This is a genomic window from Ruegeria sp. N11, assembly GCF_056531525.1.
Genome location: NZ_JBQFLX010000019.1, coordinates 45,150 through 70,184, shown reverse-complemented (window position 1 = coordinate 70,184; position 25,035 = coordinate 45,150). Strand labels below are relative to the sequence as shown.

Sequence of the window (25,035 nt, the reverse complement as noted above, 5' to 3'; positions counted from 1 at the left end):
GCTGTTGAAACTGCATATACGCAGGGTTTCCCGAAACTGCAACCCCCAGCAGGTCACACTGAACGGAATTGCGTCACCCACCACCTTTCGGCGATGCGCCCGTCGTCCAGCGCGCGGCCCTTTCCGATCTGGCGGGGCATTCCCACATGAGCAGCCAGCGCCAGTGCCATCTCCGATTCGGCGGGAAAAAACCGCAAACCTCGCTGGCCCTTCAGCCCCTCCAAGGCAGGCAAGGCAGCGATGTCGACATACCCATCCCGCAATGCTTCAGCGCGGACATTTGGGTCCGGAATGACGATAATTTCCACGGAGTCGGCCCAACCGGCCTGTCCGTCCTTGTAGTGACCGCTCACCTTGCGTCCGAGGAAATGGCGGCCATCCTCGGCACGCTCGACCCGGTAACACCCTGTCCCGTTCGCGGCGTGCAGCGGCGTGACCCCCTGCCCCTTGCGCGTAATGACAAACCGACTGTCGGCCAGAAGAAACGGCAGGCCCGGATTGGCCGCGGCCAATTCCAATCGTATCGCAGTCAGGGAAAGCGCTTCGGCCTGTCCGACTTCTTCCAGAACGGCCAGAACATCACCCATTTCCAGAACCGCGCCATCGTGAAACAGAACGTCCCGGCGCAGCTCGAAATTCCAGACGCGCGCTTCTGCATCGGTTTGCCAACTGGTTGCCAGTTCTCCACGCAAGGTGCCATCCGGCGCAATCTCGGTCAGCGTGTCGAACACCGCGCCGCGTGCCACCTGCTCGAGGCTGTCATCACGGGGCACGGCCAACCGCAGGGCCCCGCCCGATTTCGGCGTATCCGCAAGCGAAGCTCCGGTCGCCGCCAGCAGAGCGGCAGCGGCACCCGACGCAAACAGGGCTCGGCGGTCGATCCGTGTCATGCCACAGCCTCCTCGGCCACACGGTCCATGATACGGACCAGTTCGGCGCTAATTCCGGGCTCAGAGAGGGCGTGGCCTGCCTGCCGCACCATTTTCAGCTCGGCGTTGGGCCAGCGGTCGGCCAGATTCCAGGCAGCTTGCGGCGGGCAGATCATGTCATAGCGACCTTGAACGATATAGCCGGGAATATGTGCGATCCGATCCATCCGATCCAGAATCTGGCCGTCTTTCTCAAGAAATCCACCATTCATGAAATAGTGGTTTTCAAGCCGAGCAAAGGCGCGCGCATACTCTCCGGGGCTTTCCCCGGTCGATCCGTTGGAATGGATCGAAGCCAGCGCATTTTCCCAACTGGACCAGGCGCGAGCATACAGGATCTCGGTCGCGCGATCGCCTGAGAACAGGCGTTTGTGATAGGCCGTGATTGTGTCGTGCAGTTCGGCATCGGGCAGCAGGGACGTGAATTTCGCCCACTGCTCGGGCCAGAATTTTCCGGCCCCACCGCCATAGAACCAGTCCAGTTCGGCCTTTGTCATCAGGAACACGCCACGCAGCACCAGACGGGCAACGTGATCCGGATGGGCCTGCGCGTAGATCAGCGCCAAGGTGGCCCCCCAGCTGCCGCCAAAAACGATCCACTCATCTATGTCCAGCAAAACGCGCAGGCGTTCTATATCGTCAACCAGATGCCATGTCGTGTTGTCTTCGACCGCAGCGTGGGGCCGGGACCGGCCACAGCCGCGCTGATCGAACAGAATCACCCGGTAAACATCGGGATCAAAATAGCGGCGCATCGCCGGACTGCAGCCACCACCCGGGCCGCCATGCAAAACCACGACCGGTATCCCATCGGGATTGCCGCATTGTTCCATATAGATGCGATGCCCGTCGCCCACATCCACCATCCGCTGATCGAACGGGTCGGTCGGCGGGTAGAGATATTGAACTGCGCGCTTTTGGTCCGGGTACTTGTCCATTATTGGCCTATATAGTCCTTACGGGTAAAAGAGCATACGGAGACAGGAATGCAAGCGCATCCGAACACGGTCGACCCTTCCGAGATCGCAAAATTCGAAGCGATGGCCGCGGAATGGTGGGATCCGCATGGTAAATTCAAGCCATTGCACATGCTGAATCCGTGCCGTCTGGACTATATCACACAACAGATTGCGGGCGAGTTCGATCGCGACCTGAAGGACCCTGATCCCTTTGAAGGCCTGCGTCTGCTGGATATCGGATGCGGTGGCGGATTGCTGAGCGAGCCGATGTCCCGACTGGGGGCCGAGGTCGTCGGCGCCGACGCCGCCGCAGGCAACCTGCCCGTCGCACGTATTCATGCGGAACAATCCGGGCTGCAAATCGACTATCGCCACACAACGGCCGAATCGCTGGCCGAGGCAGGCGAACAGTTCGACGTTGTCCTGAACATGGAAGTTGTCGAACACGTTGCTGATCCGCTCAGCTACCTGACGGCGACCCAGCACCTGCTGAAACCCGGCGGACTGCAGATCTGTTCGACCATCAACCGCAATCCGAAATCCTACGCCATGGCGATTTTCGGAGCCGAAGTGGTCATGCGCTGGCTGCCGCGCGGCACCCATGAGTGGCACAAGTTCATCACACCAGACGAATTGTTCGACCTGCTGCGCCAGGCAGGGCTGGACCCGGTCGACCGCAAGGGGTTCGTGTTCAACCCGATCCTGTGGAGCTGGTCAATTTCCGACCGCGACCTCAGCGTGAATTACGTGACCGCAAGCGTGAAGCCGGGCTGAGCTGTTCGAGATGGGGGCAAGCGCCCATCTGACGCTGGATGCCGAATTGCCCCTATTCACCCTCAAGCTGCAACCGCAAATCTCGCAGCACGGGCAACGTGCTGCGAACCCGCTCCAGACCCAATTCTCCGACCACACGGTTGATCAGCGGTGCAATCGACGAAATCGCCTGATCGCGCGCACGGCGGCCGGCGGGGCTGATCGCCACCATCTTACGACGGGCATCGTCCCAGTCGGGTCGAATGTGGATGTATCCGGCCCATTCCAGCTTGGCCAAAGTGTTGGTCATCGCGCCTCGGGTCACATGGAATGTATTGGCCAGTTGCGCCGGGCTGCGCTCGTCTCCGACAAAGACCAGATGGTTCAGCACCGAGAAATGCGAGATCTCCATGCCCTTGGGCAGCACCCGGCTGAGCCGGTTGCGCAAAAGCTGATCGGCGGTCAGGATCTCGCTGAAAAGCGTGACCGCAAGGGCATTTTTCTCGTCCGTCATATTCCGGTTCTGGATCAGGGCCCGTCGAAAGGCCGCACGTGAGTCAATGAGGGCACACGGCTGCGCGCCTGTGTCACAGAACTATCATCCAAATCGAAAATGTGAATGCCCGGATCGTTACCTGCGTCGATCAGCACCTCTCCCCAAGGGGCCACAACCATGCTGTGGCCATAGGTATGACGGGTCCTGCCGCGGGTTTTCGGATGCTCACCCGTTTGCGCCGGGGCCAGAACCCAACAGCCGGTCTCAATCGCGCGCGCGCGCAACAACGGTTCCCAATGGGCCGCGCCGGTAACCGGTGAAAAAGCCGCCGGAACAGTCAGAATCCGCGCGCCGGACTGCGCCAGCGCCGCGTAAAGTTGCGGGAAGCGAATGTCATAGCAGACAGTCATGCCAACCTTGCCGAAATCGGTCTCGGCAATCACTGCCTTGTCGCCTGGCCGATAGTTCCTGGATTCGCGGAAGGTTTCAGACTCGGTGACCTGCACGTCGAACATGTGAATCTTGTCATAGCGGGCCACGATCTGACCCTTCGGGTCGATCAGGAAGGACCGGTTGGCGAATCGCCCATCTGCGTCATGGGTCCTGACCGCCAGCGAGCCGATCAGCAGCCAGACACCAAGCGTGGCGGCCTGTTCTCGCAGGCCGGCCAGCGTGATGTCATCTTCTTCGTGCTGCAAAACTTCGCGCTGCCGTGTGGTGCTTGTCGAGACGCAATTCGTGACCTCGGGCGTCAGGACAAACTGCGCGCCCTGCGCTGCCGCATCGGCCATCATGGCGCGCACCATAATGAGGTTTTCTGCCGGGTCATCCGACGAAGTGATTTGCAACAGCGCCGTTTTCATCAGGCCGCCAGCAGACGGTCCAGCTTGCCCTGCCGATCCAGCTCGTACAGGTCATCGCAACCGCCGACATGGATGTCACCTACAAAGATCTGAGGCACCGTGCGTTTACCCGAGGCCCGTTTGATCATCTCTGGTTTTCGCTTGGGGTCCATCAGGACATCGATTTCCTTGAAATCGATACCCTTCTGCTTGAGCAGGCGTTTGGCAGCGTGGCAAAAGCCGCATAGCGGCGAGGTGTAGATTTCTACCGGCTTCATGTTCCGTTCCCTAGATTTCGCGCAATCTTGAGCGAATTAGGCATCCTTGGCAACGCGCGCCAGTACCAACACGAAAATATGATTTGCCCCCGCGATCTGGCATGCCCGGGTACAGGCTGCCAAAGTCGCGCCGGATGTCATCACGTCATCCACCAGAAGGATATCGCGGCCTGTCAGCAGGTTTCGCCGCTTGGGGTGAACTGCGATCGCATCTGACAGGATGTCCGCCCGTTCCGCTGCGGTTTTGCCATCCAGAACCGGGGTTTTTGTTCGACGCACCAGCAGGTCCGGACACATGTCCAGGCCGGTTTCACGGGCCAGACTTTGCGCCAGCAGGGCAGACTGATTGTATCGCCGTTTCAGCAGGCGCGACCAGTGCAACGGGACAGGTGCGATCAGCATCTCGTCGCGAAACAGATCCTGGCCTGCCCGCGCCATCCAAAGGGCCGCTGTTCGGGCCAGTTCGGGCCTGTCACCGTGCTTGAAGCTCAGGATCAGCGATCGTGCCTGACCCTGATACAACAGCGCTGCGCGCCCGTCCCTCCATGGTCGGGGGCTCGCCAGACAATCGTCGCACTCGATTCTGTGACCATCCGCCTCGCCCTCTATCGGCATTCCGCAGGTTTCGCAGACGGTCCCGCCGATGAATGGCGTGTCACGCCAACAGGAGCCGCACAAACCAAAGTCGGATTCCGTCAATACGCCGCATCCCAGGCAACGCGGCGGGTAGATCAGTGCAACAACGGTTTGAATCCGCTGCCACATGCGATACTTGCGACCCATGAAACTGCCTGCCGACACTGCACCCTCGCCGTTTGATCGCTCGATACTGACCATGCGCCGCGCCCGTGCCCGGGACGATGCGTTGTTCCTGCATCACGCTGCCATGGATGAGGTGCAGGATCGGCTTTTGATGGTTAACAGAAGCTTTACGGCACCGGCGATTATCACTCCGTTCCCGCATCTCTGGCGTGATTTTCTGCCCGCTGCCACCATCATCGCGGATAATGAGGTTCTGGAGCTGGAGCGCGGATCACATGATCTGGTTATTCACGCAATGGCGCTGCACTGGACCAATGACCCGGTCGGGCAATTGATCCAATGCCGTCACGCCCTGCGCCCGGACGGGCTTCTGCTGGGCGTCTGTCCCGGTGGTGAAACCCTGCACGAACTGCGTGCAGCCCTAGGACAGGCCGAGATCGAAGTAACCGGGGGGCTCAGCCCCCGCATCGCCCCGATGGCAGAACTGCGGGATCTGGGTGGGCTATTGCAGCGGGCCGGATTTGCATTGCCCGTGGCCGACAGGGCAAGCCTGACAGCGGAATACCGTGACCTGATGCACCTGATGCACGATCTTCGCGCAATGGGTGAGACCAATATTCTGATCGCTCGCCTTAAATACCCGACTCAGCGCCTTGTCTTTGACAAAGCCCAGACAATCTACAACCGCCACTTTGCGTCGCCTCAGGGCCGTCTGCAGGCGACGTTCGAATTGATCTGCCTGACAGGCTGGTCCCCGCACGACAGCCAACCGCAACCGTTGCGCCCCGGGTCCGCCCGCATGCGACTAGCTGAAGCTTTAGGGACAAAAGAAGGCAAACTGTCCGATTGACCGCCGGGCATTTCCGTATATCTCAGGCCGGACCACAGAAATTCAGGAAGCTCAAATGACTGACGCAACCCGCCCCGCCCATGCACCAGCCGACCACCCAAAGGTCAAAAAGGGTCGCGTCGGAATTCTGCTGGCAAATCTGGGCACGCCGGATGACTACAGCTATTGGCCGATGCGGCGTTATTTGAACGAGTTTCTGTCGGATCAACGCGTGATCGACTATCCAAAGTGGAAGTGGCAACCGATCCTGCAGGGGATCATCCTGACCAAGCGCCCGTTCAGCTCGGGTGAGGCCTACAAATCGATCTGGAATCACGACGAGGGCGAAAGCCCGTTGATGACGATCACAAAGGACCAGACAGCCAAGCTGCGCAACGCGATGCAAGATCGTTACGGCGATCAGGTGATGGTCGATTTCTGCATGCGCTATGGCAACCCTTCGACCAAGTCCAAAGTAAGCGAGATGGTGGCGGCGGGCTGTGACCGCATCCTGTTCTTCCCGCTCTACCCGCAATACGCGGGAGCCACGACAGCGACAGCAAATGATCAGTTCTTCCGGGCGCTGATGGAGGAGGTCTGGCAACCGGCCACCCGGACCGTACCCGCGTATTTTGACGAACCTGCCTACATCGACGCATTGGCGGGGTCGGTTGAGCGCGCTTATGCAGAGATGGAGACGAAGCCCGACATTCTCGTCTGTTCCTATCACGGGATGCCAGAACGCTATTTGCAGCAAGGCGACCCCTATCACTGCCAATGCGCAAAAACGACTAGATTGCTGAAAGAGCGGCTGGGCTGGACAGACGATCAGCTGGTTTCGACGTTCCAGTCCCGGTTCGGACCTGAGGAATGGCTGAAGCCCTACACCGTCGATCACGTCGCCGATCTGGCGCGGCAGGGCAAAAAGAACATCGCGGTAATCGCCCCGGCCTTTTCATCCGACTGCATCGAAACGCTGGAAGAAATCAACGAAGAAATTCGGGAAAGCTTTGAGGAGGCCGGCGGCGAGGGCTTTACTTATATCCCATGCCTCAACGCCGATGATTCGCATATCGCCGCACTTGGCGCGGTGATAGAAGACAATCTCAGGGGCTGGCTGGACTGAACGACCCACGGACCGGACACAAAAAAAGGCGATGGATAAATCCACCGCCTTTTCTTTGATCAGCTTGTCGAATTAGCTTGCTGCAACAGCTGCGGCAACAACAACCAGCAGGATCAGCGGCAGGATGATACCCTGCGACGAACCTTGGGTTTCTTCGACAACGACAGGTGCCTCTACAACCGGCTCTTCCAGGTTGCCAGCATAGGCAGTCGAAGCAGCAGCGGTCAGAGCAGCGGCGAGAACGAGTTTTTTCATATTAACCTCCAGAATTTGCGTGATTCCGATTAGTGCAGTCACACATCTAAGACTTACCTCGTGTTTTTTTCTAATCAGCAATGCGCAGGGATTGCAATTGCAACTTGATCGCCAAGCGGGTTCGTGCATGAAAATGTCGTCAAATTAGCAACACTTGCGTGCCAACCTTCGCCATAGAAAACAGCTCGGCAATGTCCTCGTTGAACAGGCCGATACACCCATTTGAAGACCGGCGCCCGATTTTGCGCGTGTCATGGGTGCCGTGAATGCGATAATATTTCCAACTCAGGTACAAAGCATGTGTTCCCAAAGGGTTATCCGGACCAGGCGGGATATAGTCGGGCCATTCCGGATTTCGCTTCTTCATCGACGGCGTCGGCGACCAACTTGGGCCTTCGACCTTCCGGATCACGCTCGTCCTTCCGCGGCGGGTCAGTTCTTCGGTCAATGGAACAGAAGACGGGTAGAGTTTGTATACAGATTGATCATCTGACCAATAATGCAGCGCCCGCGAGACGGTATCGACCAAAATGGCACCGTTTCTGGTATTGGAAAAATAGGGCTGCCAGTCCAACGCCCGGAAGCCCGAAACATTGCGGCGAACCGCCGGTTCTGCTTCCGGAGCAGGACGCAATGGGTCTCCGGGAATGTACTGGGCGATTGCCGGCGAGGCCAGCATGGCCGTCGCGCCTGCCAGAAATCCGCGGCGGGTCGAAGGCTGAATACGTTTTTTGACCATGACAAAGGGTCCTTTGCTTAGGTGACTTGGAAATTTCGGATCATTTTATTGCCAGAATGCTTCAGTCGCAAATCAAACCGGCAGAATCACGCGGGTTGTGGCCATTGTACGTTTGCCCAGCGCGTTCAGTCACGCTATGCCCGTTGATAACACAATTATCAGGTCGACCATGACGCGTATCCTTTCTCTGCTAGTTATTTGCCTTGTCGCACTGGCGGCATGCACGGACACCTCAACCACAGCCTTGGGGGCCGACGGGCGGCCGTTGCCGACAGTCTACAAGATTCGCGGCAGCACCGATAAACTACAATTCCGCATGTTGGATTCGGTGAACGCGCTCCGTCAGGCCTCGGGCCTGCAACCGGTTCAACTGAATGCCCAGCTGAATGCGGCCGCAGCCACCCATTCGAAAGACATGGCACGTCAGAATCGCCCTTGGCATTTCGGGTCGGACGGATCCTCACCTATCGATCGCGCTGCGCGCGCAGGCTACTTCGGAACCTTCCTGGGCGAAGCAATTTCCGAGACCTACGAGACCGAGACCGAAACCCTGGCCGCGTGGATGCAGGAGCCCGGCCCGCGCGCCGTCATCATGGATCCGAAGGCAAGCCAGATGGGCTTTGCCTGGCATCAGGAAAAAGGCGGCAAAATCTGGTGGACACTGGAAATGGGCACAGGCGGCTGATCGCCTCGGGCCGCAACAAAGCCTCCGGATAACGGGGGCTTTTTCAATTGAACCAGGTTACGCAGCCTGCATCGACTGCGCTTCGGTCAGAATGGCATAAAGTTTGACGGGGTCAGGATTTGCCCGCAACTTTGCGCAGACAGATGTGTCACGCAAGGTCCGCGACACAAGCGCCAAAGCCTTGAGATGATCGACACCCGCTTCCTCCGGCGCAAACAATGAAAAGGCAATGTCGACTGGCTGACGGTCGACCGAGCCGAAATCAATAGGCTTTTCCAGCATGACGAATACGCCAGAAACGGCCTGAAGCTGCGGCAATCTCGCATGTGGCAGCGCCACACCATGGCCAACCCCGGTCGGGCCGAGGCTTTCACGCTCCAGCAGACTGTCCACAACTTCCTGCGCGTCCAGCCCAAGGGTGGCGGCAGCGACATCGCTGATTTCCTGAAACAACCGCTTCTTGCTGGAAGCAGATGACAATACACGTACGGCTTCGGGCTTCAGTATGCTCGACAGCTCCATGATCACGCTCCATGACGTTGCCCCGGCCAAAACCGGGGCCCGTCTTTCAATCTTGCCTGTTACGGATCGATCCAACCGATATTGCCGTCATCCCGGCGATACACGACATTCAATCCGTCCTTGTTTTCATTACGGAACACCAGCACCGGGGCGCCTGCAAGTTCCATTTGCATAACAGCTTCGCCAACGCTGAGAGATGGGATCTTTGTTTCCATCTCAGCCACAATCATGGGCTGCAGCGATTCGGGTTCGTCAGCCGTCTCCGATTCATCAGAGGCGAGGATATATGAGGACGCGCCAAAGAGTTCAACCGGCTCGGACCGATCCTTGTGGTGGTCTTTCAGGCGGCGCTTGTATCTGCGCAGTTGTGTCTCCATTTTGTCGCAGCAAGCCTCGAATGCCGCATAAATCTCGATTGCGTGGGCCTTGGCCTGGGCGGTCAGGCCCGTCGACAGATGCACCGTGGTCTCGCATACATATTCATGCGCTGAACGGGAAAAGACGACGGCGGCGTCCGTCGGGCGCTGGGCATACTTACCCACAACCTCGCCCAGCTCGGTCTGCACGTGGGTCTGCAGCGCCGCGCCGATGTCGATCTGTTTTCCGCTGATTTGGTAACGCATGTGATCTCCTTCACAATTCACACCCATTCTGACGCCACGTTACGCGGCGAGCTTGTTTTTATCGGGTGGGGGGTAGCGACATGTTTTGTGGTTGTCTGCCATCGCGCCCTTCGGAGAAGGGATATCGTGATCCAGACTGGAACCGCAAAACTGCCATGTGCCAATTGAGCCAAGAGGCGGCGGAAGAGTCAATCAAAACAAAAGCGTATTTGTGTAATTTCCGACATGCAGCAAGTGCAGATCAGCGCAAGCCTATGAAATCCTGAAGTTTTCACCCAGATACACGCGGCGCACGTTCTCGTTTTCAACAACTTCGTCCGGCGTGCCGGACATCAGCATCTTTCCGTCATGCAGGATGTAGGCCCTGTCCACAATTTCCAGCGTTTCGCGGACGTTGTGATCCGTAATCAAAACACCAATTCCGCGCTTTTTCAGGTCGGCAACCAAATGCCGGATATCCCCAACACTGATAGGGTCCACACCCGCAAACGGTTCATCCAAAAGCAAATACTTGGGATCGGCAGCCAGGCAGCGGGCGATTTCCACCCGGCGTCTTTCCCCCCCTGACAGAGCCAGTGCGGGGGCCCGCCGCAAATGCTCGATCGAGAAATCGGACAAAAGCTCTTCCAGACGTTCCTTGCGGCGATGGGCGTGGCTGACGGTTATGTCCAACACAGCGGCGATATTGTCCTCGACGCTCATGCCGCGAAAAATCGACATCTCCTGAGGCAGATAACCGATCCCCATCCGGGCTCGCCGATACATCGGCAAAGTCGTGACATTGTGCCCGTCCAGCGTGACCGTGCCCGCCTCGGGGAAAACCAGCCCGGCGACAGAATAGAACGTCGTCGTCTTGCCCGACCCGTTGGGACCAAGCAAAGCCACAACTTCGGACCGGCCCAGTGTCATCGAAACATCCCGGATCACGGTCTTCTTGCGGTAGGACTTTCGCAGTTTCTCGATTCTGAGACCCGAGGTGCCGTCGGCAACGGATAGGTTGGGTCGTGCCATCAGTTGTTGCCTTGTTGCAGGATCGTTTTCACCCGACCGGTCATGGTTGCGGTACCGGTGGTCAGGTTGGCATTCATCTGATCGCCGCTGATGACGCTTGGCCCCTGTGTCAGAAGAACATTGCCCTTCATCAGGATCACACCGGAATCAATTGTGTATTCGGCCCAATCTCCCTGCGCCGCGTCCGGAGGGCTTACCAGAACCACGTCTTCCGTGGCCTCTAGCCGCTCGATCGCCGAACGCTCGTTGTTGTAGATGACCAGAACCCGTTCTGCAGTCAGACGCATTTCACCCTGAATCACGATGACATTTCCCAGAAACTCGGCCGATCCGTTTTCCTGATTGACGTTGAGTGTTTCCGACGTCACTTCGACAGGCAAACTGGGGTCCGCCTGGGTCGACCCAAACGCCACCTGCGTTTCCTGCGCGGTCGCGGAAACGACACTCGTCACCAGAGCGATGCAAACAAGGGCAATTCGAAAATCAAACACACTTCATCTTTCTGCTTTTGCCGGCTCATACACCAGCTTTACGCCATCTGTAAAAACAATATGGACCGGTCCGTCCTTTTTTTCAGTCCCAAATGTCATGCGCCCGGCCGAGAAATCACCGATCGGTCCGGTTCCGTTAACCTGGCCCGGTGTATCCCCGCGGATTTCATCCAGCGAGGTGTTCAGCAAATCGGTGGTGACCTGGATGCCGTCCGTGGTGGTTATGACTACGTCGCCGACAAAAGTTGCCGTCTTTTTGTCGGGTCGGATCATGCCCGAATTTGAATCCAATGTTATGACACCGCCATTCAACAGCCCCAGGCGCCCACGAAACTCGGCTGCGGTCGGGACAGATCCTTCGGCCCCTTTTGCCGCCTGTATGGCCTTGATGTGCACGTCTTCGCCCTTGCGGGTTATGCCCCGGTAGTCGGGCTGGGTAATAACCTGGTCGGCAAGGCGTTCGTTGATTTCCGTTTGCGGAAATGGAACCGACACGTCGGTCTCGATGCTGCGCGACAGCAGGAACACCGTGGACAGCATCAAGATGGCCACCAGTGGCAACAGCACCTTCAAGAACTGTACCATACGGGAATAGCGGTCCACAGTTTCCACCTTTCAGCCCAACCCGACGCGCAGGCAATCGTGAATGTGCAAAATGCCTTCGGCCCGCCCGCCCGAGGCCGGATCGACCACAAACAAACAGGTAATCTTGGGCGTCTGCATCGTCATCAGGGCCACGGCGCTTTCGGCCAGTTCACCCGGGCCGATGGTGCGCGGGTTAGCGGTCATCACCTGATCGACGGTCAGGTCAAGCAGACCCTGCATATGCCGCCGCAGGTCGCCATCGGTCACGATGCCCAGCAACCGCCCCTCGGCATCACTAACACCGACAACGCCAAAACCCTTCTGGCTCATGACCAGCAACGCCTCGCTCATCGGCGTGCCCGAGGAAACGATCGGCGTGTCGGTATGCATCAGATCGCGAACCTTGCTGAGCTGCGCGCCGAGTTTGCCGCCGGGGTGGAAATCACGGAAGTTTTCGGGCCGGAAATCCCGGTACTTCATCAAGGCGATCGCCAGCGCGTCCCCCATTGCAAGCGTCAGCGTCGTCGAAATCGAAGGCACCATACCAAAGCCGCAGGCCTCACCCATCGACGGGATCAGCAGATGCACGTCCGCCTGTTTCATCAACGTGCTTTCGGGCTTGCTGGACAGGCCGATCAGAGGGATGCCGAACCGCCGGGTAAAGGCCAGAAGATTGGCCAGTTCCGGCGCCTCGCCCGAGTTCGAAATCGCCAGAACCACATCGCCCTTCGACACCATGCCCAGATCGCCGTGACTTGCCTCGGCCGGGTGCACGAAATATGCGGGTGTCCCGGTACTCGCAAGCGTCGCCGCGATCTTGTGACCGATATGGCCCGATTTGCCGATCCCGCTGACAATGATCCGACCGGTTGCCTGCAGGATCATCTGCACGGCAGTGGCGAAATTCTCATTCAGGCCGTCCGCCAGAACGTCTAGCGCACGGGCTTCGTCAGTGATGACCTGCCGCGCGGTTTTCAGAAAGGATTCGTTGTCAGTCATGAGTGCGCAAAAATATCCGTTTCAGGCCAACCGGCGAGGTCCAGCTTGGCACGCATCGGCAGGAAATCAAAACAGGCCTGTGCCATCTCGGTCCGGCCCTCGCGTGCCAGACGCCCGTTCAGCGCATCGCGCAACTGGTGCAGGTACAGAACGTCCGAGGCGGCATAGTCCAGCTGAGCCTCGGTCAGGGTTTCCGCACCCCAGTCGCTCATTTGCTGTTGTTTCGAGATGTCGACGCCGATCAGTTCCTGGCACAGGTTCTTCAGCCCGTGTCGGTCTGTATAGGTGCGTACCAGTCGGCTGGCGATCTTGGTGCAATAGACCGGCGCCGCCAGCGCACCGAATGTGTGGTACATGGCCGCGATGTCAAATCGCCCGAAATGAAACAGCTTCAGCACATCGGGATTTTCCAGCATGGCACACAGGTTCGGCGCTGATGTCTGCCCTTTTTTGACCTGAACGATATGGCTGTGCCCATCGCCACCCGACATCTGGATGACGCACAACCTGTCCCGATGTGGATTCAAACCCATGGTTTCACAGTCGATCGCCACGACCGGGCCCAGATCCAGCCCATCCGGCAGGTCGTTTTTGTACAAGTGGTTCGCCACAGATTTTTCCTTTGTTCGGTCTCAGACCACGAGATAGGAGGTTTGGTCCGCAAACTCAACGCCATCCATCGGGCGTGATTGTGACCAGGCGCTGCCGGGACGGGATTTTGCCGCGACACAAATGAGGTCAACAGGAACTTGAGCATCTGTATGCTAATGCTCTAAACCTTGGCCACCATGGACAAACTTGATCGAAATATCGTTGCCGCACTTCAGCAGAACGCGCGTGAATCAACTACCCGGATCGCAGCAAAGCTGGGCGTGGCGCGCACCACCGTTCACGAGCGTATCAGCCGCATGGAAGATCGCGGTGTAATTGCAGGGTACTCTGTGGTTTTGCATAGCCCGCAAGACACACCGCGTGTTCAGGTCATCGTTCTGCTGGAAGTGCAGCAAAAAGAAACGGCCCGCATCATCAAACGTCTTGAAGCCTATCCCGAGGTCAAACTGTGCCTGTCCATCAACGGAGAATTCGACCTGCTGCTAAATGCCGAAGCACCGCATATCGAAGATCTGGACATCCTCGTCGACGAACTCGCCAAGATTCCGGGCGTCATGCGAACCAACACAAGCGTTGTGTTTGGCCGCCGGATCGACCGGAACTGATGCTGCGATAACCCTATGTAAACCGATGCGCGGCTAGCCTGCCCCGGACTGATCAAGATCCCGGACCGGCAGAATGCCCCATCGAATACTCCTTTTCCTTCTGATTTTGCTTTTTGCCGGGCGTTCGCTGCATGCACGACCCGACGCAAGAACCGCCGATCTGTGTGATCAGGCCATGCGGCAAGCCGCTTTGTCGGAAGGGGTTCCTCTGGATGTCCTGCGGGCTATCGCGCGCGTGGAATCCGGTCTTAATGTCGCCGGCACCCTGCGCCCTTGGCCGTGGGCGATCAATGTCGAGGGGCAGGGTCTTTGGTTTGACACCGAGGTCGAGGCAAAATCCCATGTTTTCCAAATCTTCAAGGCGGGCGCACGCAGTTTCGACATTGGCTGCTTCCAGATCAACTATCGCTGGCACGGGCAGACATTCCGGTCGATTGACGAAATGTTCGACCCGGAACAGAACGCCAGGTATGCCGCCCGTTTTCTGAAAGACCTGTTTGCAGAGTTTGCATCGTGGCCCGCAGCGGCCGGTGCTTATCACTCTCGCACTCCCGCTTTGGCCCAGACCTATTCCGAGCGTTTTCAGACCGAGTTGGCGCGCCTCAACGAGGACGAGCCGACAAGGAATGCGGCAGTTGCCCGCGATCCTTTCACACATTCCTCTGCTCCATTGCTTCCGTCGCGATCTGAAGCGCCAAAACGGGTAATGCTGGGGTCGCTGGTTCCGGTAGCGGATAGTGCCACCGCCTTTATCGTCTTCAACTAAGGGGGTGATCGTGTTCAGGTTCGATGCCCGCTCTGTGTTCTCGCCGACCGTCCTGCTGGCATCCCTGATGCTGCGATTGTCGCTGAATGTTTCGTCCACCAAGCTGATCATCGGTCAGGGTCATTCGGGCACCAACGCCGCAGGTGATGTGATCGAGGGGTTTGCCCAATTCGTAATGGGCGGAAGCATCTTTCTGGGTCTCGTCGTGTTTGGCGTTCTGCTGATCGTTAACTTCATGGTGATCACCAAGGGCGCCGCCCGTATGGCCGAGGTGGGCGCAAGGTTTGCGCTGGATGGGATGCCGGGCAAGCAACTTGCAATTGACAGCGACATGTCCGCAGGGGCCATCGACCATCAGCAAGCCAAGGAACGGCGCGAAAGAGAACAGCAGGAAACGACTTTCTTCGGCTCGCTGGACGGTGCGTCCAAATTCGTCAAGGGCGACGCCGTTGCCGGGTTGCTGATTACGTTGCTGAACCTTGTCATGGGTTTGATCATGGGCGTGATTGTGCATGGGATGCCGGTTGCAGCCGCCTTCGAAACCTATGCGATCCTGACGGTTGGTGATGGGCTGGTCTCACAAATCCCTGCGGTCATTATCTCAATCGCGTCCGCCCTGCTGCTGGCGCGGGGCGGCACGCAGGGGGCAACCGACAGCGCAATCTTCTCGCAGTTGGGGCGGCACCCGGCTGCACTGGGCACAGTCTCGCTGCTGATGGCCCTGTTTGCGTCGGTGCCAGGCCTGCCGTTTCTGCCCTTCATTCTAGGCGCGGGGGTTTTGGGATACTCAGCCTACAGCGTTTACAGCAAACAAAAATCCGAGCTGACAAAAGCGCACTCACCGGCACCCGAGACCGATGCCCCGACCCCGCAGACCATCGGAGACATCCTGGACCTGGACGACGTTCATCTGGAATTCGCACCGGATCTGGTCAGCATGGTTCTAAACCCAGGCACCGGTCTGGACGCGCGGATCGCAAATATGCGGACATATGTCGCCTCTGGCTTTGGTCTGATCCTGCCCGAAATTCGGTTGACCGATCGCGCCGATCTTCCAACCGGCACTTACGTTATCAAAGTTCAGGGCGTCGAACAGGCGCGCGGTGTTCTGAACCCCGATCTCGTATTGGCGCTGGTTCAGGAAGGGCCGGACATTCTGCCGGAAGGAAATGATGTGACCGAACCCGTCTACGGCGCACCGGCCCGTTGGATCCTGCCCAAAGATCAGGAGGCTGCGGCCCTGAGCGGCGCGACGATCGTCTCGCCCCCCGAAATCCTGGCGACCCATCTGCTTGAAATCATCAAGCAGAATTTCTCCCGACTGCTGACACTCAAGTCGCTGCGGCGTCTTTTGTCCGAAATGACTCGGCTGAGCGATCTGGGCCGGGCCGAGGCCAACCGCAAGTTGCTGGACGAACTGATCCCGGACAAGGTCCCGATCGATACATTACATTCCGTTCTGCGGCTGCTGCTGGACGAACGGGTGTCCATCCGAAACATGGCCCTGATCCTGGAAACCGTGGCCGAGGCTCGGCTGACTACAACTCTGCCCGAAGGGATTTGCGAACTGGTGCGCCAACGTCTCGGGTTCCAACTGGTCGCCGACATGAAGCGCGAAGATGGGTCGATTCCACTGATCCAACTGGCACCGGAGTGGGAGGACACGTTCGCCACTTACCAAATCGACGCCCAAAGCGCAGGTCTCGACGTCGCGCTTCCGCCCAACCTGTTCAACAAGCTTGCAGACGGTGTCGTGCAAAGCATTGCGCAAACCGCGGATCGGGGCGTGTTTGCGGCCGTTGTGACTTCGACACGTCGACGCAGGTTGCTGCGCACGATCCTGCATGCACGCGGTGTCTCCAACCCGGTTCTGTCATTTGAAGAAATCGGCTTGGAAGCCAGGCCGGCACTTGTCGGTACGGTGCCCGCGTGATCGGCCTGCCCCCCGACTTGCTGCCGTTTATCAGTAGCGAGCTTGAGCACTTGTTCGCCGTTTTCCTGCGGGTTTCCGCTTTGGTTTCCCTTCTGCCTGCCTTCGGAGAGCGCAGCATTCCGGCCCGCGTAAAACTGGCGATAGCAGTGGCATTTACGCTCGTGGTTTCTTCCGCAATTGACCCGTCCGGGGCGATGTCTGGACTGTTCCCCGTAGTGCGGCTGATCGGCACCGAAATCCTGACGGGTCTGGCACTTGGCTTAAGCTTGAGGCTTTTCGTGCTTGCCCTTCAGACAGCAGGATCAATTGCCGCTCAGGCGACATCGCTATCCCAGCTTCTGGGCGGGGCGGCAGCAGACCCAGTGCCGGCCATGGGATATCTGCTGACCCTGGCCGGAATCACTCTGGCTGTTCTTATGGGGCTGCACATTCGTGCGGCGCAGTTTTTGATTGATAGCTACACTCTGATCCCAATGGGACAGCCCCCTGCGGCTGCGGATCTGTCCCAATGGGGTGTGCGACAAATTGCGCACAGCTTTGCGCTGGCTTTTGCGCTGGCAATGCCATTCGTTATCGCCTCGCTGATCTACAATCTTGCGCTTGGGGTCATCAACCGGGCGATGCCTCAGTTAATGGTCGCCTTTGTCGGTGCCCCGGCAATCACCTTTGCCGGTCTCTTTCTTTTGTTAGCCGGAGCGCCGTTGATCCTGTCCGCCTGGTCGGACGCACTCAACAGTTTTCTAACCAACCCGATTGGAGACAACTGATGAGCGCAGCAGACGACGACAGCGACAAGTCTTTTGACCCGACACCGCAGAAACTGAAAAAAGCCCGTGAAAAGGGCGAAGTGGCCAAGTCCGCCGATCTGTCGGTGGTTGCGGGTTATTCCGGGTTGCTCGTCGCGCTGGTAACAGCCGGTCAGCACGGCGCGGAAAATCTCGGCATGCTTTTTCTTGTAATGATTGATCAGGCCGACGATCTGTCCCGCCTGATGATTGATGGCCCGTCTGCAGGCCCGGTCGGCGGCATTCTGAAAACGTCCCTGGTCGCCATCGGGATTCTCTTTGCTATTCCGGCGGCTGCGGTCCTGCTCAGCCTCATTGCGCAGCGAGCTCTTGTCTTTGCCCCGTCCAAACTCAAACCCAAGTTGTCGCGTGTTTCCGTTGTGTCGAACGCTAAGAACAAGTTTGGCCGGAGCGGGTTGTTCGAATTCCTTAAGGCCTTTGTCAAACTGATAATCTATTGCACATGCCTTGCCGTTTTCCTACGCGCCAATCTGGTGGAAATCCTGTCTGCGGGTACGGCACCACCCCAATCTTCAATCCTGTTGATGATGAACCTGTTGTTTCGATTCTTGTTTATTGTGATTGTCATCGCCCTGGCCATCGGCGCAGCGGACTACCTTTGGCAATACTCCGAGCACATGCGCAAAAACCGTATGTCGCGCAAAGAGATTCAGGACGAAGCCAAGGATGCTGAAGGCGATCCTCATGTCAAACAACAGCGCAGGCAGCGCGCACAGGGCATTGCGGCAAACCAGATGATGGCGGCGGTTCCGGAAGCAGACGTTGTCATAGTCAATCCGACGCATTTTGCGGTTGCGCTGAAATGGTCACGGGCGGTCGGTGCCGCACCGGTTTGCGTCACGAAGGGCGTGGACGAAATCGCTGCCGCCATCCGGTCGGCAGCCGGACAGGCAGGGGTTCCGATCCATTCCGACCCGCCGACCGCGCGGGCGCTTCACGGCACCGTCGATATCGGGCAGGAGATCCAGGAAGAGCACTATCGATCCGTCGCGGCCGCTATCCGTTTCGCCGAAGCCATGCGCAAACGAGCAAAGAAGCAGGTATAATGCGACATACGCAGATCAAAGCATTGGTGCGGGTGACGGAGGCCGCGTTCCAAAAGGAATTTCAGGCCATTCGCCCCTTGGTCGAGGCCGAGACATTGGTTCTGAGGAAGCTGTCGCAACTGGACACGCAGGTAAAAGCGGCGCGCCTCGATAGTGCGCAGTCCCAAGGCTACAAAATCACAGGAACGGATATCTTGTGGAACGGCTGGGAAGCTTCAACACGCCGCCAGTTGAACATGGAACTGGCGCGCATCCGGGCGCAGAAGCTGAGCGCTCTGGACGCGCTGCGCCTTTCGTTCGGGCGCAAACGTGATGTTGAGAGCCTGTCGGAGTCGCTAGTGGCTGATCAGCTTTGCAACCCGTCAAAGGGCTTCTGTTCCACAACCGACTGAGTGGTCAGGTGTTCTGACGATTGACACTCATAATCAGAACCTGAGAAACGTCTTCACCCAAATCCTTACGCGCAACGTCCAGCAACGCTTTGCGCAACGCATTCAGGTTGCCGGACTCAGTAAAGGCACCGTCAAAGCCGCCGATATTGGCATGATCAAACAGCACCTGCAGGAACCTGTCGCGCAGTTTCGGTTCGGTCGCATAAAAAGTTTCCGAAAGCCCAGGCGTGGTTTCCAAACTCAAGGACACCGTCACCAGAGCTGAAATCTGGTCCTTCTTAACCACCGGAACAACGAATTGCTTGGTGAGTTTTAGATATTCGAACTCTCCCTCCTTCTTACCAGCTTTCTTTTCCTTTGGCTTTTCAGCCTCTGCAGTCGCCGCCTTGCTGTTGTCGTTTTCTTTCGGTCCGAGGAAGACCCCGGCCCCGACACCTGCGGCCAGCCCCAAGGCAAGACAAATCACCGGTACAAGTTTCCTGACCACAGCGGCACCTCAGAACGGCAGAAGCGAGTCGAGGATCTGCTGGCCGTAACGTGGTTGCTGCACATCCGTGATTTGCCCCCGGCCCCCGTAAGAAACCCGCGCCGAGGCGATCTTGTCATAAGTGATCTCGTTCTGGCGGGAGATATCCTGCGGTCGAACATAGCCGGTGACCAGCAGTTCCCGCAGTTCGAAATTGACACGCAATTCCTGCGAACCGGAAATCGACAATACACCGTTGGGCAAAACATCAATCACCGTGGCCGCCACCCGCAGGGTCAGTTTTTCCTTATGCTTGACCGAGCCTTTTCCCGAACTGTCCGATGAGGAATCGATGGACACGGCGTCATCCATCGAGGCACCTTCAGGCAACTTGTCTGCCACGCGCTGGGGCAGGCCGAACAATCCCGGAACGGCCAGACTTTCAGATCCGGCGCGCGATCGTTTCGTATCATTCGAAATCTCGGCTTTTTCGTCCAGCTCGATCACAACCGTCATGATGTCACCTTTTTTGATCGCTCTTTGGTCTCCCAGCAGCGACTGTTGCCCACCGCTCCAAAGCGAAGCGCGGTCCACACTCCGCTGCGGCTGAGTGTGTGTTGGCAGGCCTGGCCACAGCATGGCCACCTGTTCCGGAGACTCATCAGTGGGCGTAAAGCTCGGCGGTTTGCCCAGGTGGTCCAAGCGCCCGCACGCGGACAGGGCAATCAAAGTGACAAGCAGTTTGTAAGGCTCTACGGGCATTATCTTACCTCAATTTGGCCGTCGGGCCGGATATGCCCGGTTACAGTCGTTCTGGACGACAAATTCATGACCCGAATGCGGTCACCTGCAGCCCCGCGCCCCAGCGCACGGCCTTCTGCCGTGATCGACAGCGGCTGGCGGTTGAATACCAGGACAACCAGATCGTTCCGGTCCACAATGGCCGGAGGACCGACGTCCGTTTCCCGTATAGGGCGACCCGGATATAGCGCAACACGGGCTTCCTGGCCGATCAAAAGACCGGGATCCATGACAACGCCTTCAACCTCGGTGTTTGTCAGCTCGAGATCCGAGGCCACAATGATCTCCTTCGCACGAATGGTTCTGGTCGGCACGACTATCTCGGCCTGAACAGCCATGGGAGACATCACTATCAGCACCCAAAGAACACTGCGCATCATCGCACCTGAGTTGTCGCGCCCATCACCTGATCGACGGCGGATATGACCTTGGCGTTCATTTCGTAACCACGCTGAGCTTCGATCAGTTCCGTGACCTGTCGCACGGCATCAACCGAACTGTCCTCCAGGTACCCTTGACGCAAAGTTCCCAACCCGTCCTCACCCGGCGGACCCGTCACCGGTGCGCCAGAGGCTTCGGTTTCCTTGAACAGGTTGCTGCCGATCGCCTCCAGCCCCTTGGCATTCGAGAAACTGGCCAAGGTGAATTCTCCCAGCAGCTGACCCTCGGCTGTGTCATCGAAATAGGCGTATACTTCGCCGGATGCGTTGATGGATATCGACCGCGCATCATCGGGGATGGTAATCTCGGGAGCAACGGTAAAACCGTCCGAAGTCACGATCAGGCCCTCGGGCGATCGTTTCAGGCTACCATCGCGGGTATAGGCGGACTGGCCGCCCGGCATGGTCACTTCCAGATAGCCTCGCCCCTCGATAGCGACATCCAGATCGTTGCCAGTTGCGGACAAGGCACCTTGCGCCAGTTGGACGGTGACGGCTGCGGGCCGAACGCCCAGACCTAACTGGACACCGGTTGGCAAGACCGTGCCGTCAGAGGCATTCACCGCGCCCGCGCGGGCCATCTGCTGATAGTGCAGGTCCGCAAATTCGGCCCGCCGTGCGTTGTAACCGGTTGTGTTCATGTTTGCGAGGTTGTTCGAGATGGTCTCGACCCGCATCTGTTGTGCCGTCATTCCGGTGGCGGCAATCTTCAAAGCGCGCATTTCAAAATCTCCCCTGGTTAATAATCAGCGCATCAAGGCCTTGAGAGCCCCTCGAACCCGCTCGTCTTCGGCCTTAAGAAAGCTCTGTCCCAGCTCATAGGCCCGTTGAATTTCAACAAGCCGTGTGACCTGATCTATCGCGTTGACATTTGAACCTTCCAGGAACCGGTGCAGGACTACGGGTTCGTCAACCGGCTCAACGTCGCCCGCCGGGCGAAACCGGGTGCTGCCTTCGCGAATAAGCCCCCCTGTGTCGGCCACCTGATACACCCCGATCTGCCCCAGTAGCTGGCCATTGACGCTCAGAGTGCCGTCGCCGCCGACATCGAGTGTTGCGGCATCCGGCGGAACAAACAGGGGGGCGCCGTTGCTGTCCAGTACCCGCAGCCCGTCCATCGTCACCAGATCGCCATCCGCGTTGGGCGAAAAGCTCCCGGCCCGGGTCAGGCGATTGCCGTCGGGCGTTTCGATCATGAAGAACCCGTCACCTTCGATTGCAAAGTCGAACTGCCCGCCGGTCTCGGTCAGAACGCCTTGTTGCAGCGATGTATTGCGGACTTCGGCCCTGCTCATGGAGAGGGAAGGATCGTTTGACATGTCCCTCACGTACTCGGAAAACACCAGGCCTTGCTGCCTGTAGCCGGTCGTGTTTGCGTTGGCGATATTGTTGGCCACCAGCCGCATCTCGTTCATCAGCCCGGATTGGCGGGACAGGGTGACATAGGCGGTATCCATCAGCGGGCTCCTGCGATCAGAGGGATGAGTGTCGACGAGAAGAACGTCACGAGGGTTTGGGTCATGAAGCCCATGGAAATCCAGAACACGACGACTATCGCGATCAGCTTGGGGACAAAGGTCAGTGTCATCTCCTGCACCGATGTCAGCGCCTGAAAAAGGCCCACGACCAGTCCCGATACCAGCGCCACCGCCAGAATCGGCACAGACGTGATAACCGCAACCCACAGTGCCTGCCGCAGGATGTCGTAGAACTGCCCCTCGCTCAGCATCGATCAGACCGGCATCCGCAGGATTTCCTGATAGGCTTCGACGACTTTGTTACGCACGATAACCGCCGTTTCCACGGCAAGCTCGGTCTGCGCAAGGGCCTGCACCAGCGCATGCAGGTCGGCCTGCCCGACCATCGAAGCCTCTGCCACCTGCTCGCTATGTTTCAGGGTTTCCGCAAAATCTTGAAACGTTGACCGCAAGCCTTGCGCCATTCCAACGTGGTCTGTGGCAGCCTGAGTGGCTGGGCGCGCAACGGCGTAGTTCTGGGCGGCGGTTATTGAGCGGACATCCATTCTGGCTTCCTTTATTTTCTGAGTAGTTCCATCAGGCTCGACGACATCTGACGGGTCTGGTCGAACATCTTGAGGTTGGCTTCGTAGCTGCGCTGCGCCTCGCGCGCGTCGGCTATTTCGATCATCAGATCGACGTTCGACCCCCGGTAGTGCCCGGTCTCGTCCGCCATCGGATGGCCAGGATCGTAGATCCGGCTAAGGTCGCGACGGTCGAGCCTGACGCGCCCGGCCTGAACCGTTTCCCCGCCGCCTTGCGCAACCGCTTCGAACGGAACCGTCTTGCGGCGATACCCCGGAGTATCCGCGTTGGATATGTTTTCCGAAACATGGCGCAAACGAGCCGCCTGTGCTCGCAATGCGCTGGCCGAGGCTGTCAGGGAATGTGAAAAATCACTCATGTCTTCGCCCCTTTACGACCGGCCCAGGCTGGCGCGCAGGACATTCATCGAGGATCTGTAGAACGCCAGCGCGCGGTCATGCTGGCGCTTGACCTCGACGGCTTTCAGCATCTCCTCCTCCAGCGAGACACCGTTGCCGTTGGGATCGCCGGTCGGTTCTGCCTTGTACTCTGACCAGAGGTGATCACCGATGGTCGTTCCATGCAAATGGCCCGGACGGGTCGCAGACATGACCGATTCACGGTCTGTGTTGTCATACGCTGTGTGAAAGGCGTCAATATCGCGGGGCTGGAATCCCGGCGTATCCGCGTTGGCCATATTGCGCGAGATGACAGCCTGCCTTTGCCCGGCATGGGTTGCCATTGCGTACGCTGTTTTAAAGACGTTCAGGTCATAGAACATCGGGGCTTCTCCCTCGATCCGTTTCAATCAAGGCTTAACCCCGATTCCTTTAGAAAGCGTTTTCAGAACCAGGATGGAGGCCGGCCATGCCCGAGATCGAACCAACGCTTCTGAAATGTGAATTCGACCGGATGTCGGCCGTCCGAAACGTCGGGCTTGTCAGAGGCGTCTCTGGCGGTGTGATCGAAGTTGCCGGTCTGACGGGTCACGCCCGGATCGGAGACAACCTGACATTGCAGCGCCGGCCAGGTCCGGATTTGGCGGGTGAAGTACTGCGTGTGGATGCCGACCAAATTTACATGCTGCCCGAATCGGCACCGGACGGGGTCAGCCTTGGGGATCGGGTGCAGCTTGAACCGTCACCAGTTTTCGCGCCGGACACGCACTGGCTGGGCCGGGTTGTCGATCCGTTCGGCAAGCCGCTGGACGGCAAGCCCTTGCTGAGCGGTTCGCAGGAGAGGAACATTGTTCAATCTCCCCCTCCCGCCGTTGAACGCCGGGGATTGGGGCAGCGACTGGAAACCGGGCTGTCGATGCTGAACACGGTTCTTCCCATCGTGCAGGGCCAGAGAATCGGGTTGTTCGCCGGTTCCGGGGTCGGAAAATCCACATTGCTGGCGACGCTTGCCAAATCAGTGCAGGCAGATGTGGTTGTAGTCGCTCTGGCCGGGGAACGGGGCCGTGAAGTGAACGCGTTTGTCGCCAAAGCTCTGGGTCCTGAGACGATGAAAAGGTCTGTTGTCGTCGCAGCCACTTCTGATCAGTCCGCCCTTGCTCGACGGCGTTGCCTTTGGGCAGCGATGTCGGTTGCCGAATACATGCGCGATCAGGGGTTGCACGTTCTGTTCTTGGCGGATTCCATTACGCGATTTGCCGAGGCTCATCGTGAAATCGCCGTCACCACGGGCGAATCGCCATCGTTGCGCGGGTTTCCACCATCCGTCACACCACTGATTGCCGGTCTGTGCGAACGGGCCGGGCCCGGCACTGCCGGGCAAGGAGATATCACCGCGGTTTTCAGCGTGTTGGTTGCCGGGTCCGACATGGACGAACCGGTTGCCGACATTCTGCGCGGTGTTCTGGACGGGCATATCGTCCTAAGCCGTGACATCGCGGAACGTGGCCGGTTTCCGGCAATCGACCTCAGCCGGTCGGTTTCGCGCTGCCTGCCCGAAGCCGCGTCAGAAGACGAAAACAGGCTGATCTCGGAAACCCGCAAGCTCGTCGGCAGCTATGAGCAATCCGAGATCATGGTCAAAGCCGGGCTTTATACCGAAGGCACCGACCCGCTGCTGGATCAGGCCGTTCGCGCGCATGAAGATCTGGATGCGTTTTTCGCAAGACCCGATCCCGAAGGGATAGAGAACAGCTTTAACCGTCTGTCCCTGATCCTACGTCGTGCCGCTGGCGGATTGATGCGTTGAACGACGACAGATTTCGGAACAGTTTTAAGTGTTAAGC

Annotated in this window: 35 protein-coding genes; 11 read left to right on the top strand and 24 right to left on the bottom strand. The window is 58.4% G+C overall.

Features of this window, described 5'->3' with window-relative positions:
- Positions 1-53: 53 nt before the first annotated feature.
- Both ACR0J8_RS18835 and pip read right to left on the bottom strand, forming a co-directional pair.
- Positions 54-890, bottom strand: coding sequence for an ABC transporter substrate-binding protein (locus ACR0J8_RS18835; RefSeq protein ID WP_480526618.1), 837 nt, complete (start codon positions 888-890; stop codon positions 54-56).
- Positions 887-1,867, bottom strand: a complete 981-nt coding sequence (gene pip, locus ACR0J8_RS18830; RefSeq protein ID WP_480526616.1) for a prolyl aminopeptidase — start codon at positions 1,865-1,867, stop codon at positions 887-889. The genes ACR0J8_RS18835 and pip overlap by 4 nt, the downstream gene beginning before the upstream one ends.
- A 48-nt stretch (positions 1,868-1,915) precedes the next feature.
- On the opposite strand from pip, the gene ubiG reads away from it, so the two are divergent.
- On the top strand, positions 1,916-2,662 hold the full coding sequence (gene ubiG / locus ACR0J8_RS18825) for a bifunctional 2-polyprenyl-6-hydroxyphenol methylase/3-demethylubiquinol 3-O-methyltransferase UbiG (RefSeq protein ID WP_170805846.1): 747 nt from the start codon (positions 1,916-1,918) through the stop codon (positions 2,660-2,662).
- A gap of 52 nt (positions 2,663-2,714) precedes the next feature.
- On the opposite strand, the gene ACR0J8_RS18820 is transcribed toward ubiG, so the two are convergent.
- Genes ACR0J8_RS18820 through ACR0J8_RS18805 form a run of 4 tightly spaced genes read right to left on the bottom strand, consistent with a single transcriptional unit; the run spans position 2,715 to position 5,040 of the window.
- The gene (locus tag ACR0J8_RS18820; RefSeq protein WP_010442526.1) at positions 2,715-3,155 is read right to left on the bottom strand and encodes a MarR family winged helix-turn-helix transcriptional regulator; all 441 of its coding nucleotides are present in this window, start codon (positions 3,153-3,155) and stop codon (positions 2,715-2,717) included.
- Positions 3,156-3,169: 14 nt separating this feature from the next.
- Positions 3,170-4,000: a carbon-nitrogen hydrolase family protein gene (locus ACR0J8_RS18815; protein ID WP_480526614.1), complete on the bottom strand. Its 831-nt coding sequence runs from the start codon at positions 3,998-4,000 to the stop codon at positions 3,170-3,172.
- Positions 4,000-4,257, bottom strand: coding sequence for a glutaredoxin 3 (grxC, locus tag ACR0J8_RS18810; RefSeq protein ID WP_170615509.1), 258 nt, complete (start codon positions 4,255-4,257; stop codon positions 4,000-4,002). Before grxC ends, ACR0J8_RS18815 begins: the two co-directional genes overlap by 1 nt.
- Positions 4,258-4,293: 36 nt before the next feature.
- Positions 4,294-5,040, bottom strand: coding sequence for a double zinc ribbon domain-containing protein (locus ACR0J8_RS18805; protein WP_480441703.1), 747 nt, complete (start codon positions 5,038-5,040; stop codon positions 4,294-4,296).
- On the opposite strand from ACR0J8_RS18805, the gene ACR0J8_RS18800 reads away from it, so the two are divergent.
- Entirely contained in the window at positions 5,039-5,869 is an 831-nt protein-coding gene (locus tag ACR0J8_RS18800; protein WP_480526611.1) for a methyltransferase domain-containing protein, read from the top strand. The two genes, ACR0J8_RS18805 and ACR0J8_RS18800, sit on opposite strands and share 2 nt — an antisense overlap.
- 55 nt (positions 5,870-5,924) lie before the next feature.
- Complete coding sequence (hemH, locus tag ACR0J8_RS18795) at positions 5,925-6,974, top strand: ferrochelatase (RefSeq protein WP_480526610.1); 1,050 nt, start codon at positions 5,925-5,927, stop codon at positions 6,972-6,974.
- Positions 6,975-7,046: 72 nt separating this feature from the next.
- Here the strand turns inward: hemH and ACR0J8_RS18790 are convergent, their stop codons facing one another.
- Together ACR0J8_RS18790 and ACR0J8_RS18785 are read right to left on the bottom strand one after the other, a co-directional pair.
- Positions 7,047-7,229, bottom strand: a complete 183-nt coding sequence (locus ACR0J8_RS18790) for a hypothetical protein (protein WP_010442520.1) — start codon at positions 7,227-7,229, stop codon at positions 7,047-7,049.
- Positions 7,230-7,368: 139 nt separating this feature from the next.
- Positions 7,369-7,968, bottom strand: a complete 600-nt coding sequence (locus ACR0J8_RS18785) for a L,D-transpeptidase (RefSeq protein ID WP_480526608.1) — start codon at positions 7,966-7,968, stop codon at positions 7,369-7,371.
- A gap of 169 nt (positions 7,969-8,137) precedes the next feature.
- Between ACR0J8_RS18785 and dalA the strand changes: the two genes are divergently transcribed.
- Positions 8,138-8,653: a divisome-associated lipoprotein DalA gene (gene dalA / locus ACR0J8_RS18780; protein ID WP_170615517.1), complete on the top strand. Its 516-nt coding sequence runs from the start codon at positions 8,138-8,140 to the stop codon at positions 8,651-8,653.
- 57 nt (positions 8,654-8,710) lie between these two features.
- On the opposite strand, the gene ACR0J8_RS18775 is transcribed toward dalA, so the two are convergent.
- The 7 genes from ACR0J8_RS18775 to ACR0J8_RS18745 form a co-directional block, all read right to left on the bottom strand.
- A complete protein-coding gene (locus tag ACR0J8_RS18775; protein WP_170615519.1) occupies positions 8,711-9,175 on the bottom strand; it encodes a PTS sugar transporter subunit IIA in 465 nt (154 codons plus the stop codon).
- A 59-nt stretch (positions 9,176-9,234) separates the two neighbouring features.
- A complete protein-coding gene (hpf, locus tag ACR0J8_RS18770) occupies positions 9,235-9,798 on the bottom strand; it encodes a ribosome hibernation-promoting factor, HPF/YfiA family (protein WP_170681931.1) in 564 nt (187 codons plus the stop codon).
- A 252-nt stretch (positions 9,799-10,050) separates the two neighbouring features.
- Positions 10,051-10,809 carry an LPS export ABC transporter ATP-binding protein gene (gene lptB / locus ACR0J8_RS18765; protein WP_170615523.1) on the bottom strand — a complete coding sequence of 253 codons (759 nt, stop codon included), beginning with the start codon at positions 10,807-10,809 and terminating at the stop codon, positions 10,051-10,053.
- Positions 10,809-11,300 (bottom strand): LptA/OstA family protein, encoded by a 492-nt coding sequence (locus ACR0J8_RS18760; protein ID WP_480526605.1) that lies wholly within the window; start codon positions 11,298-11,300, stop codon positions 10,809-10,811. The genes lptB and ACR0J8_RS18760 overlap by 1 nt, the downstream gene beginning before the upstream one ends.
- A 3-nt stretch (positions 11,301-11,303) precedes the next feature.
- Complete coding sequence (lptC, locus tag ACR0J8_RS18755) at positions 11,304-11,903, bottom strand: LPS export ABC transporter periplasmic protein LptC (protein ID WP_480526604.1); 600 nt, start codon at positions 11,901-11,903, stop codon at positions 11,304-11,306.
- A gap of 12 nt (positions 11,904-11,915) precedes the next feature.
- Positions 11,916-12,884 (bottom strand): KpsF/GutQ family sugar-phosphate isomerase, encoded by a 969-nt coding sequence (locus ACR0J8_RS18750; protein ID WP_480526602.1) that lies wholly within the window; start codon positions 12,882-12,884, stop codon positions 11,916-11,918.
- Positions 12,881-13,495: a ribonuclease D gene (locus ACR0J8_RS18745; protein ID WP_480526600.1), complete on the bottom strand. Its 615-nt coding sequence runs from the start codon at positions 13,493-13,495 to the stop codon at positions 12,881-12,883. The genes ACR0J8_RS18750 and ACR0J8_RS18745 overlap by 4 nt, the downstream gene beginning before the upstream one ends.
- Before the next feature lie 177 nt (positions 13,496-13,672).
- On the opposite strand from ACR0J8_RS18745, the gene ACR0J8_RS18740 reads away from it, so the two are divergent.
- From ACR0J8_RS18740 to ACR0J8_RS18715, 6 genes are all read left to right on the top strand, one after another.
- Entirely contained in the window at positions 13,673-14,101 is a 429-nt protein-coding gene (locus ACR0J8_RS18740; RefSeq protein ID WP_480526599.1) for an Lrp/AsnC family transcriptional regulator, read from the top strand.
- A 73-nt stretch (positions 14,102-14,174) separates the two neighbouring features.
- Positions 14,175-14,867, top strand: coding sequence for a lytic transglycosylase domain-containing protein (locus ACR0J8_RS18735; protein ID WP_480526597.1), 693 nt, complete (start codon positions 14,175-14,177; stop codon positions 14,865-14,867).
- Positions 14,868-14,934: 67 nt separating this feature from the next.
- Positions 14,935-16,800, top strand: coding sequence for a flagellar biosynthesis protein FlhA (locus ACR0J8_RS18730; protein ID WP_480891680.1), 1,866 nt, complete (start codon positions 14,935-14,937; stop codon positions 16,798-16,800).
- Positions 16,797-17,567, top strand: a complete 771-nt coding sequence (locus tag ACR0J8_RS18725; RefSeq protein ID WP_480526595.1) for a flagellar biosynthetic protein FliR — start codon at positions 16,797-16,799, stop codon at positions 17,565-17,567. The genes ACR0J8_RS18730 and ACR0J8_RS18725 overlap by 4 nt, the downstream gene beginning before the upstream one ends.
- Entirely contained in the window at positions 17,567-18,652 is a 1,086-nt protein-coding gene (locus ACR0J8_RS18720) for an EscU/YscU/HrcU family type III secretion system export apparatus switch protein (protein WP_480891640.1), read from the top strand. The genes ACR0J8_RS18725 and ACR0J8_RS18720 overlap by 1 nt, the downstream gene beginning before the upstream one ends.
- A complete protein-coding gene (locus tag ACR0J8_RS18715; protein WP_480526592.1) occupies positions 18,652-19,044 on the top strand; it encodes a hypothetical protein in 393 nt (130 codons plus the stop codon). The genes ACR0J8_RS18720 and ACR0J8_RS18715 overlap by 1 nt, the downstream gene beginning before the upstream one ends.
- Positions 19,045-19,048: 4 nt before the next feature.
- Here the strand turns inward: ACR0J8_RS18715 and ACR0J8_RS18710 are convergent, their stop codons facing one another.
- From ACR0J8_RS18710 to ACR0J8_RS18670, 9 genes are read right to left on the bottom strand one after another with little or no spacing between them, the layout of a single operon-like run.
- Complete coding sequence (locus ACR0J8_RS18710; RefSeq protein WP_480526590.1) at positions 19,049-19,495, bottom strand: flagellar basal body-associated protein FliL; 447 nt, start codon at positions 19,493-19,495, stop codon at positions 19,049-19,051.
- A gap of 45 nt (positions 19,496-19,540) precedes the next feature.
- Entirely contained in the window at positions 19,541-20,272 is a 732-nt protein-coding gene (flgH, locus tag ACR0J8_RS18705) for a flagellar basal body L-ring protein FlgH (protein WP_480891637.1), read from the bottom strand.
- Positions 20,272-20,688: a flagellar basal body P-ring formation chaperone FlgA gene (gene flgA, locus ACR0J8_RS18700; protein ID WP_480891634.1), complete on the bottom strand. Its 417-nt coding sequence runs from the start codon at positions 20,686-20,688 to the stop codon at positions 20,272-20,274. The genes flgH and flgA overlap by 1 nt, the downstream gene beginning before the upstream one ends.
- Positions 20,688-21,473: a flagellar basal-body rod protein FlgG gene (gene flgG, locus ACR0J8_RS18695; RefSeq protein ID WP_480891631.1), complete on the bottom strand. Its 786-nt coding sequence runs from the start codon at positions 21,471-21,473 to the stop codon at positions 20,688-20,690. Before flgG ends, flgA begins: the two co-directional genes overlap by 1 nt.
- Before the next feature lie 24 nt (positions 21,474-21,497).
- Positions 21,498-22,208, bottom strand: a complete 711-nt coding sequence (locus ACR0J8_RS18690) for a flagellar hook-basal body complex protein (RefSeq protein ID WP_480526583.1) — start codon at positions 22,206-22,208, stop codon at positions 21,498-21,500.
- Positions 22,208-22,480 (bottom strand): flagellar biosynthetic protein FliQ, encoded by a 273-nt coding sequence (locus tag ACR0J8_RS18685; protein WP_170805827.1) that lies wholly within the window; start codon positions 22,478-22,480, stop codon positions 22,208-22,210. The genes ACR0J8_RS18690 and ACR0J8_RS18685 overlap by 1 nt, the downstream gene beginning before the upstream one ends.
- Before the next feature lie 3 nt (positions 22,481-22,483).
- Positions 22,484-22,774, bottom strand: coding sequence for a flagellar hook-basal body complex protein FliE (gene fliE / locus ACR0J8_RS18680; RefSeq protein WP_480891628.1), 291 nt, complete (start codon positions 22,772-22,774; stop codon positions 22,484-22,486).
- A gap of 11 nt (positions 22,775-22,785) precedes the next feature.
- The gene (gene flgC / locus ACR0J8_RS18675) at positions 22,786-23,172 is read right to left on the bottom strand and encodes a flagellar basal body rod protein FlgC (RefSeq protein ID WP_170805825.1); all 387 of its coding nucleotides are present in this window, start codon (positions 23,170-23,172) and stop codon (positions 22,786-22,788) included.
- Positions 23,173-23,184: 12 nt separating this feature from the next.
- Positions 23,185-23,574, bottom strand: a complete 390-nt coding sequence (locus ACR0J8_RS18670; RefSeq protein WP_480891677.1) for a FlgB family protein — start codon at positions 23,572-23,574, stop codon at positions 23,185-23,187.
- A gap of 86 nt (positions 23,575-23,660) precedes the next feature.
- On the opposite strand from ACR0J8_RS18670, the gene ACR0J8_RS18665 reads away from it, so the two are divergent.
- The gene (locus ACR0J8_RS18665; protein WP_480891625.1) at positions 23,661-24,998 is read left to right on the top strand and encodes a FliI/YscN family ATPase; all 1,338 of its coding nucleotides are present in this window, start codon (positions 23,661-23,663) and stop codon (positions 24,996-24,998) included.
- Positions 24,999-25,035: the final 37 nt, after the last annotated feature.

Bases quoted from the DNA above. Each gene is read 5' to 3' on its own strand.
- ACR0J8_RS18835 (WP_480526618.1), bottom strand. From the start codon at position 890: ATGACACGGATCGACCGCCGAGCCCTGTTTGCGTCGGGTGCCGCTGCC.
- pip (WP_480526616.1), bottom strand. From the start codon at position 1,867: ATGGACAAGTACCCGGACCAAAAGCGCGCAGTTCAATATCTCTACCCG.
- ubiG (WP_170805846.1), top strand. From the start codon at position 1,916: ATGCAAGCGCATCCGAACACGGTCGACCCTTCCGAGATCGCAAAATTC.
- ACR0J8_RS18820 (WP_010442526.1), bottom strand. From the start codon at position 3,155: ATGACGGACGAGAAAAATGCCCTTGCGGTCACGCTTTTCAGCGAGATC.
- ACR0J8_RS18815 (WP_480526614.1), bottom strand. From the start codon at position 4,000: ATGAAAACGGCGCTGTTGCAAATCACTTCGTCGGATGACCCGGCAGAA.
- grxC (WP_170615509.1), bottom strand. From the start codon at position 4,257: ATGAAGCCGGTAGAAATCTACACCTCGCCGCTATGCGGCTTTTGCCAC.
- ACR0J8_RS18800 (WP_480526611.1), top strand. From the start codon at position 5,039: ATGAAACTGCCTGCCGACACTGCACCCTCGCCGTTTGATCGCTCGATA.
- ACR0J8_RS18805 (WP_480441703.1), bottom strand. From the start codon at position 5,040: ATGGGTCGCAAGTATCGCATGTGGCAGCGGATTCAAACCGTTGTTGCA.
- hemH (WP_480526610.1), top strand. From the start codon at position 5,925: ATGACTGACGCAACCCGCCCCGCCCATGCACCAGCCGACCACCCAAAG.
- ACR0J8_RS18790 (WP_010442520.1), bottom strand. From the start codon at position 7,229: ATGAAAAAACTCGTTCTCGCCGCTGCTCTGACCGCTGCTGCTTCGACT.
- ACR0J8_RS18785 (WP_480526608.1), bottom strand. From the start codon at position 7,968: ATGGTCAAAAAACGTATTCAGCCTTCGACCCGCCGCGGATTTCTGGCA.
- dalA (WP_170615517.1), top strand. From the start codon at position 8,138: ATGACGCGTATCCTTTCTCTGCTAGTTATTTGCCTTGTCGCACTGGCG.
- ACR0J8_RS18775 (WP_170615519.1), bottom strand. From the start codon at position 9,175: ATGGAGCTGTCGAGCATACTGAAGCCCGAAGCCGTACGTGTATTGTCA.
- hpf (WP_170681931.1), bottom strand. From the start codon at position 9,798: ATGCGTTACCAAATCAGCGGAAAACAGATCGACATCGGCGCGGCGCTG.
- lptB (WP_170615523.1), bottom strand. From the start codon at position 10,809: ATGGCACGACCCAACCTATCCGTTGCCGACGGCACCTCGGGTCTCAGA.
- ACR0J8_RS18750 (WP_480526602.1), bottom strand. From the start codon at position 12,884: ATGACTGACAACGAATCCTTTCTGAAAACCGCGCGGCAGGTCATCACT.
- ACR0J8_RS18740 (WP_480526599.1), top strand. From the start codon at position 13,673: ATGGACAAACTTGATCGAAATATCGTTGCCGCACTTCAGCAGAACGCG.
- ACR0J8_RS18735 (WP_480526597.1), top strand. From the start codon at position 14,175: ATGCCCCATCGAATACTCCTTTTCCTTCTGATTTTGCTTTTTGCCGGG.
- ACR0J8_RS18730 (WP_480891680.1), top strand. From the start codon at position 14,935: ATGCTGCGATTGTCGCTGAATGTTTCGTCCACCAAGCTGATCATCGGT.
- ACR0J8_RS18720 (WP_480891640.1), top strand. From the start codon at position 17,567: ATGAGCGCAGCAGACGACGACAGCGACAAGTCTTTTGACCCGACACCG.
- ACR0J8_RS18715 (WP_480526592.1), top strand. From the start codon at position 18,652: ATGCGACATACGCAGATCAAAGCATTGGTGCGGGTGACGGAGGCCGCG.
- flgH (WP_480891637.1), bottom strand. From the start codon at position 20,272: ATGCCCGTAGAGCCTTACAAACTGCTTGTCACTTTGATTGCCCTGTCC.
- flgA (WP_480891634.1), bottom strand. From the start codon at position 20,688: ATGCGCAGTGTTCTTTGGGTGCTGATAGTGATGTCTCCCATGGCTGTT.
- flgG (WP_480891631.1), bottom strand. From the start codon at position 21,473: ATGCGCGCTTTGAAGATTGCCGCCACCGGAATGACGGCACAACAGATG.
- ACR0J8_RS18690 (WP_480526583.1), bottom strand. From the start codon at position 22,208: ATGGATACCGCCTATGTCACCCTGTCCCGCCAATCCGGGCTGATGAAC.
- ACR0J8_RS18685 (WP_170805827.1), bottom strand. From the start codon at position 22,480: ATGCTGAGCGAGGGGCAGTTCTACGACATCCTGCGGCAGGCACTGTGG.
- fliE (WP_480891628.1), bottom strand. From the start codon at position 22,774: ATGGATGTCCGCTCAATAACCGCCGCCCAGAACTACGCCGTTGCGCGC.
- flgC (WP_170805825.1), bottom strand. From the start codon at position 23,172: ATGAGTGATTTTTCACATTCCCTGACAGCCTCGGCCAGCGCATTGCGA.
- ACR0J8_RS18670 (WP_480891677.1), bottom strand. From the start codon at position 23,574: ATGTTCTATGACCTGAACGTCTTTAAAACAGCGTACGCAATGGCAACC.
- ACR0J8_RS18665 (WP_480891625.1), top strand. From the start codon at position 23,661: ATGCCCGAGATCGAACCAACGCTTCTGAAATGTGAATTCGACCGGATG.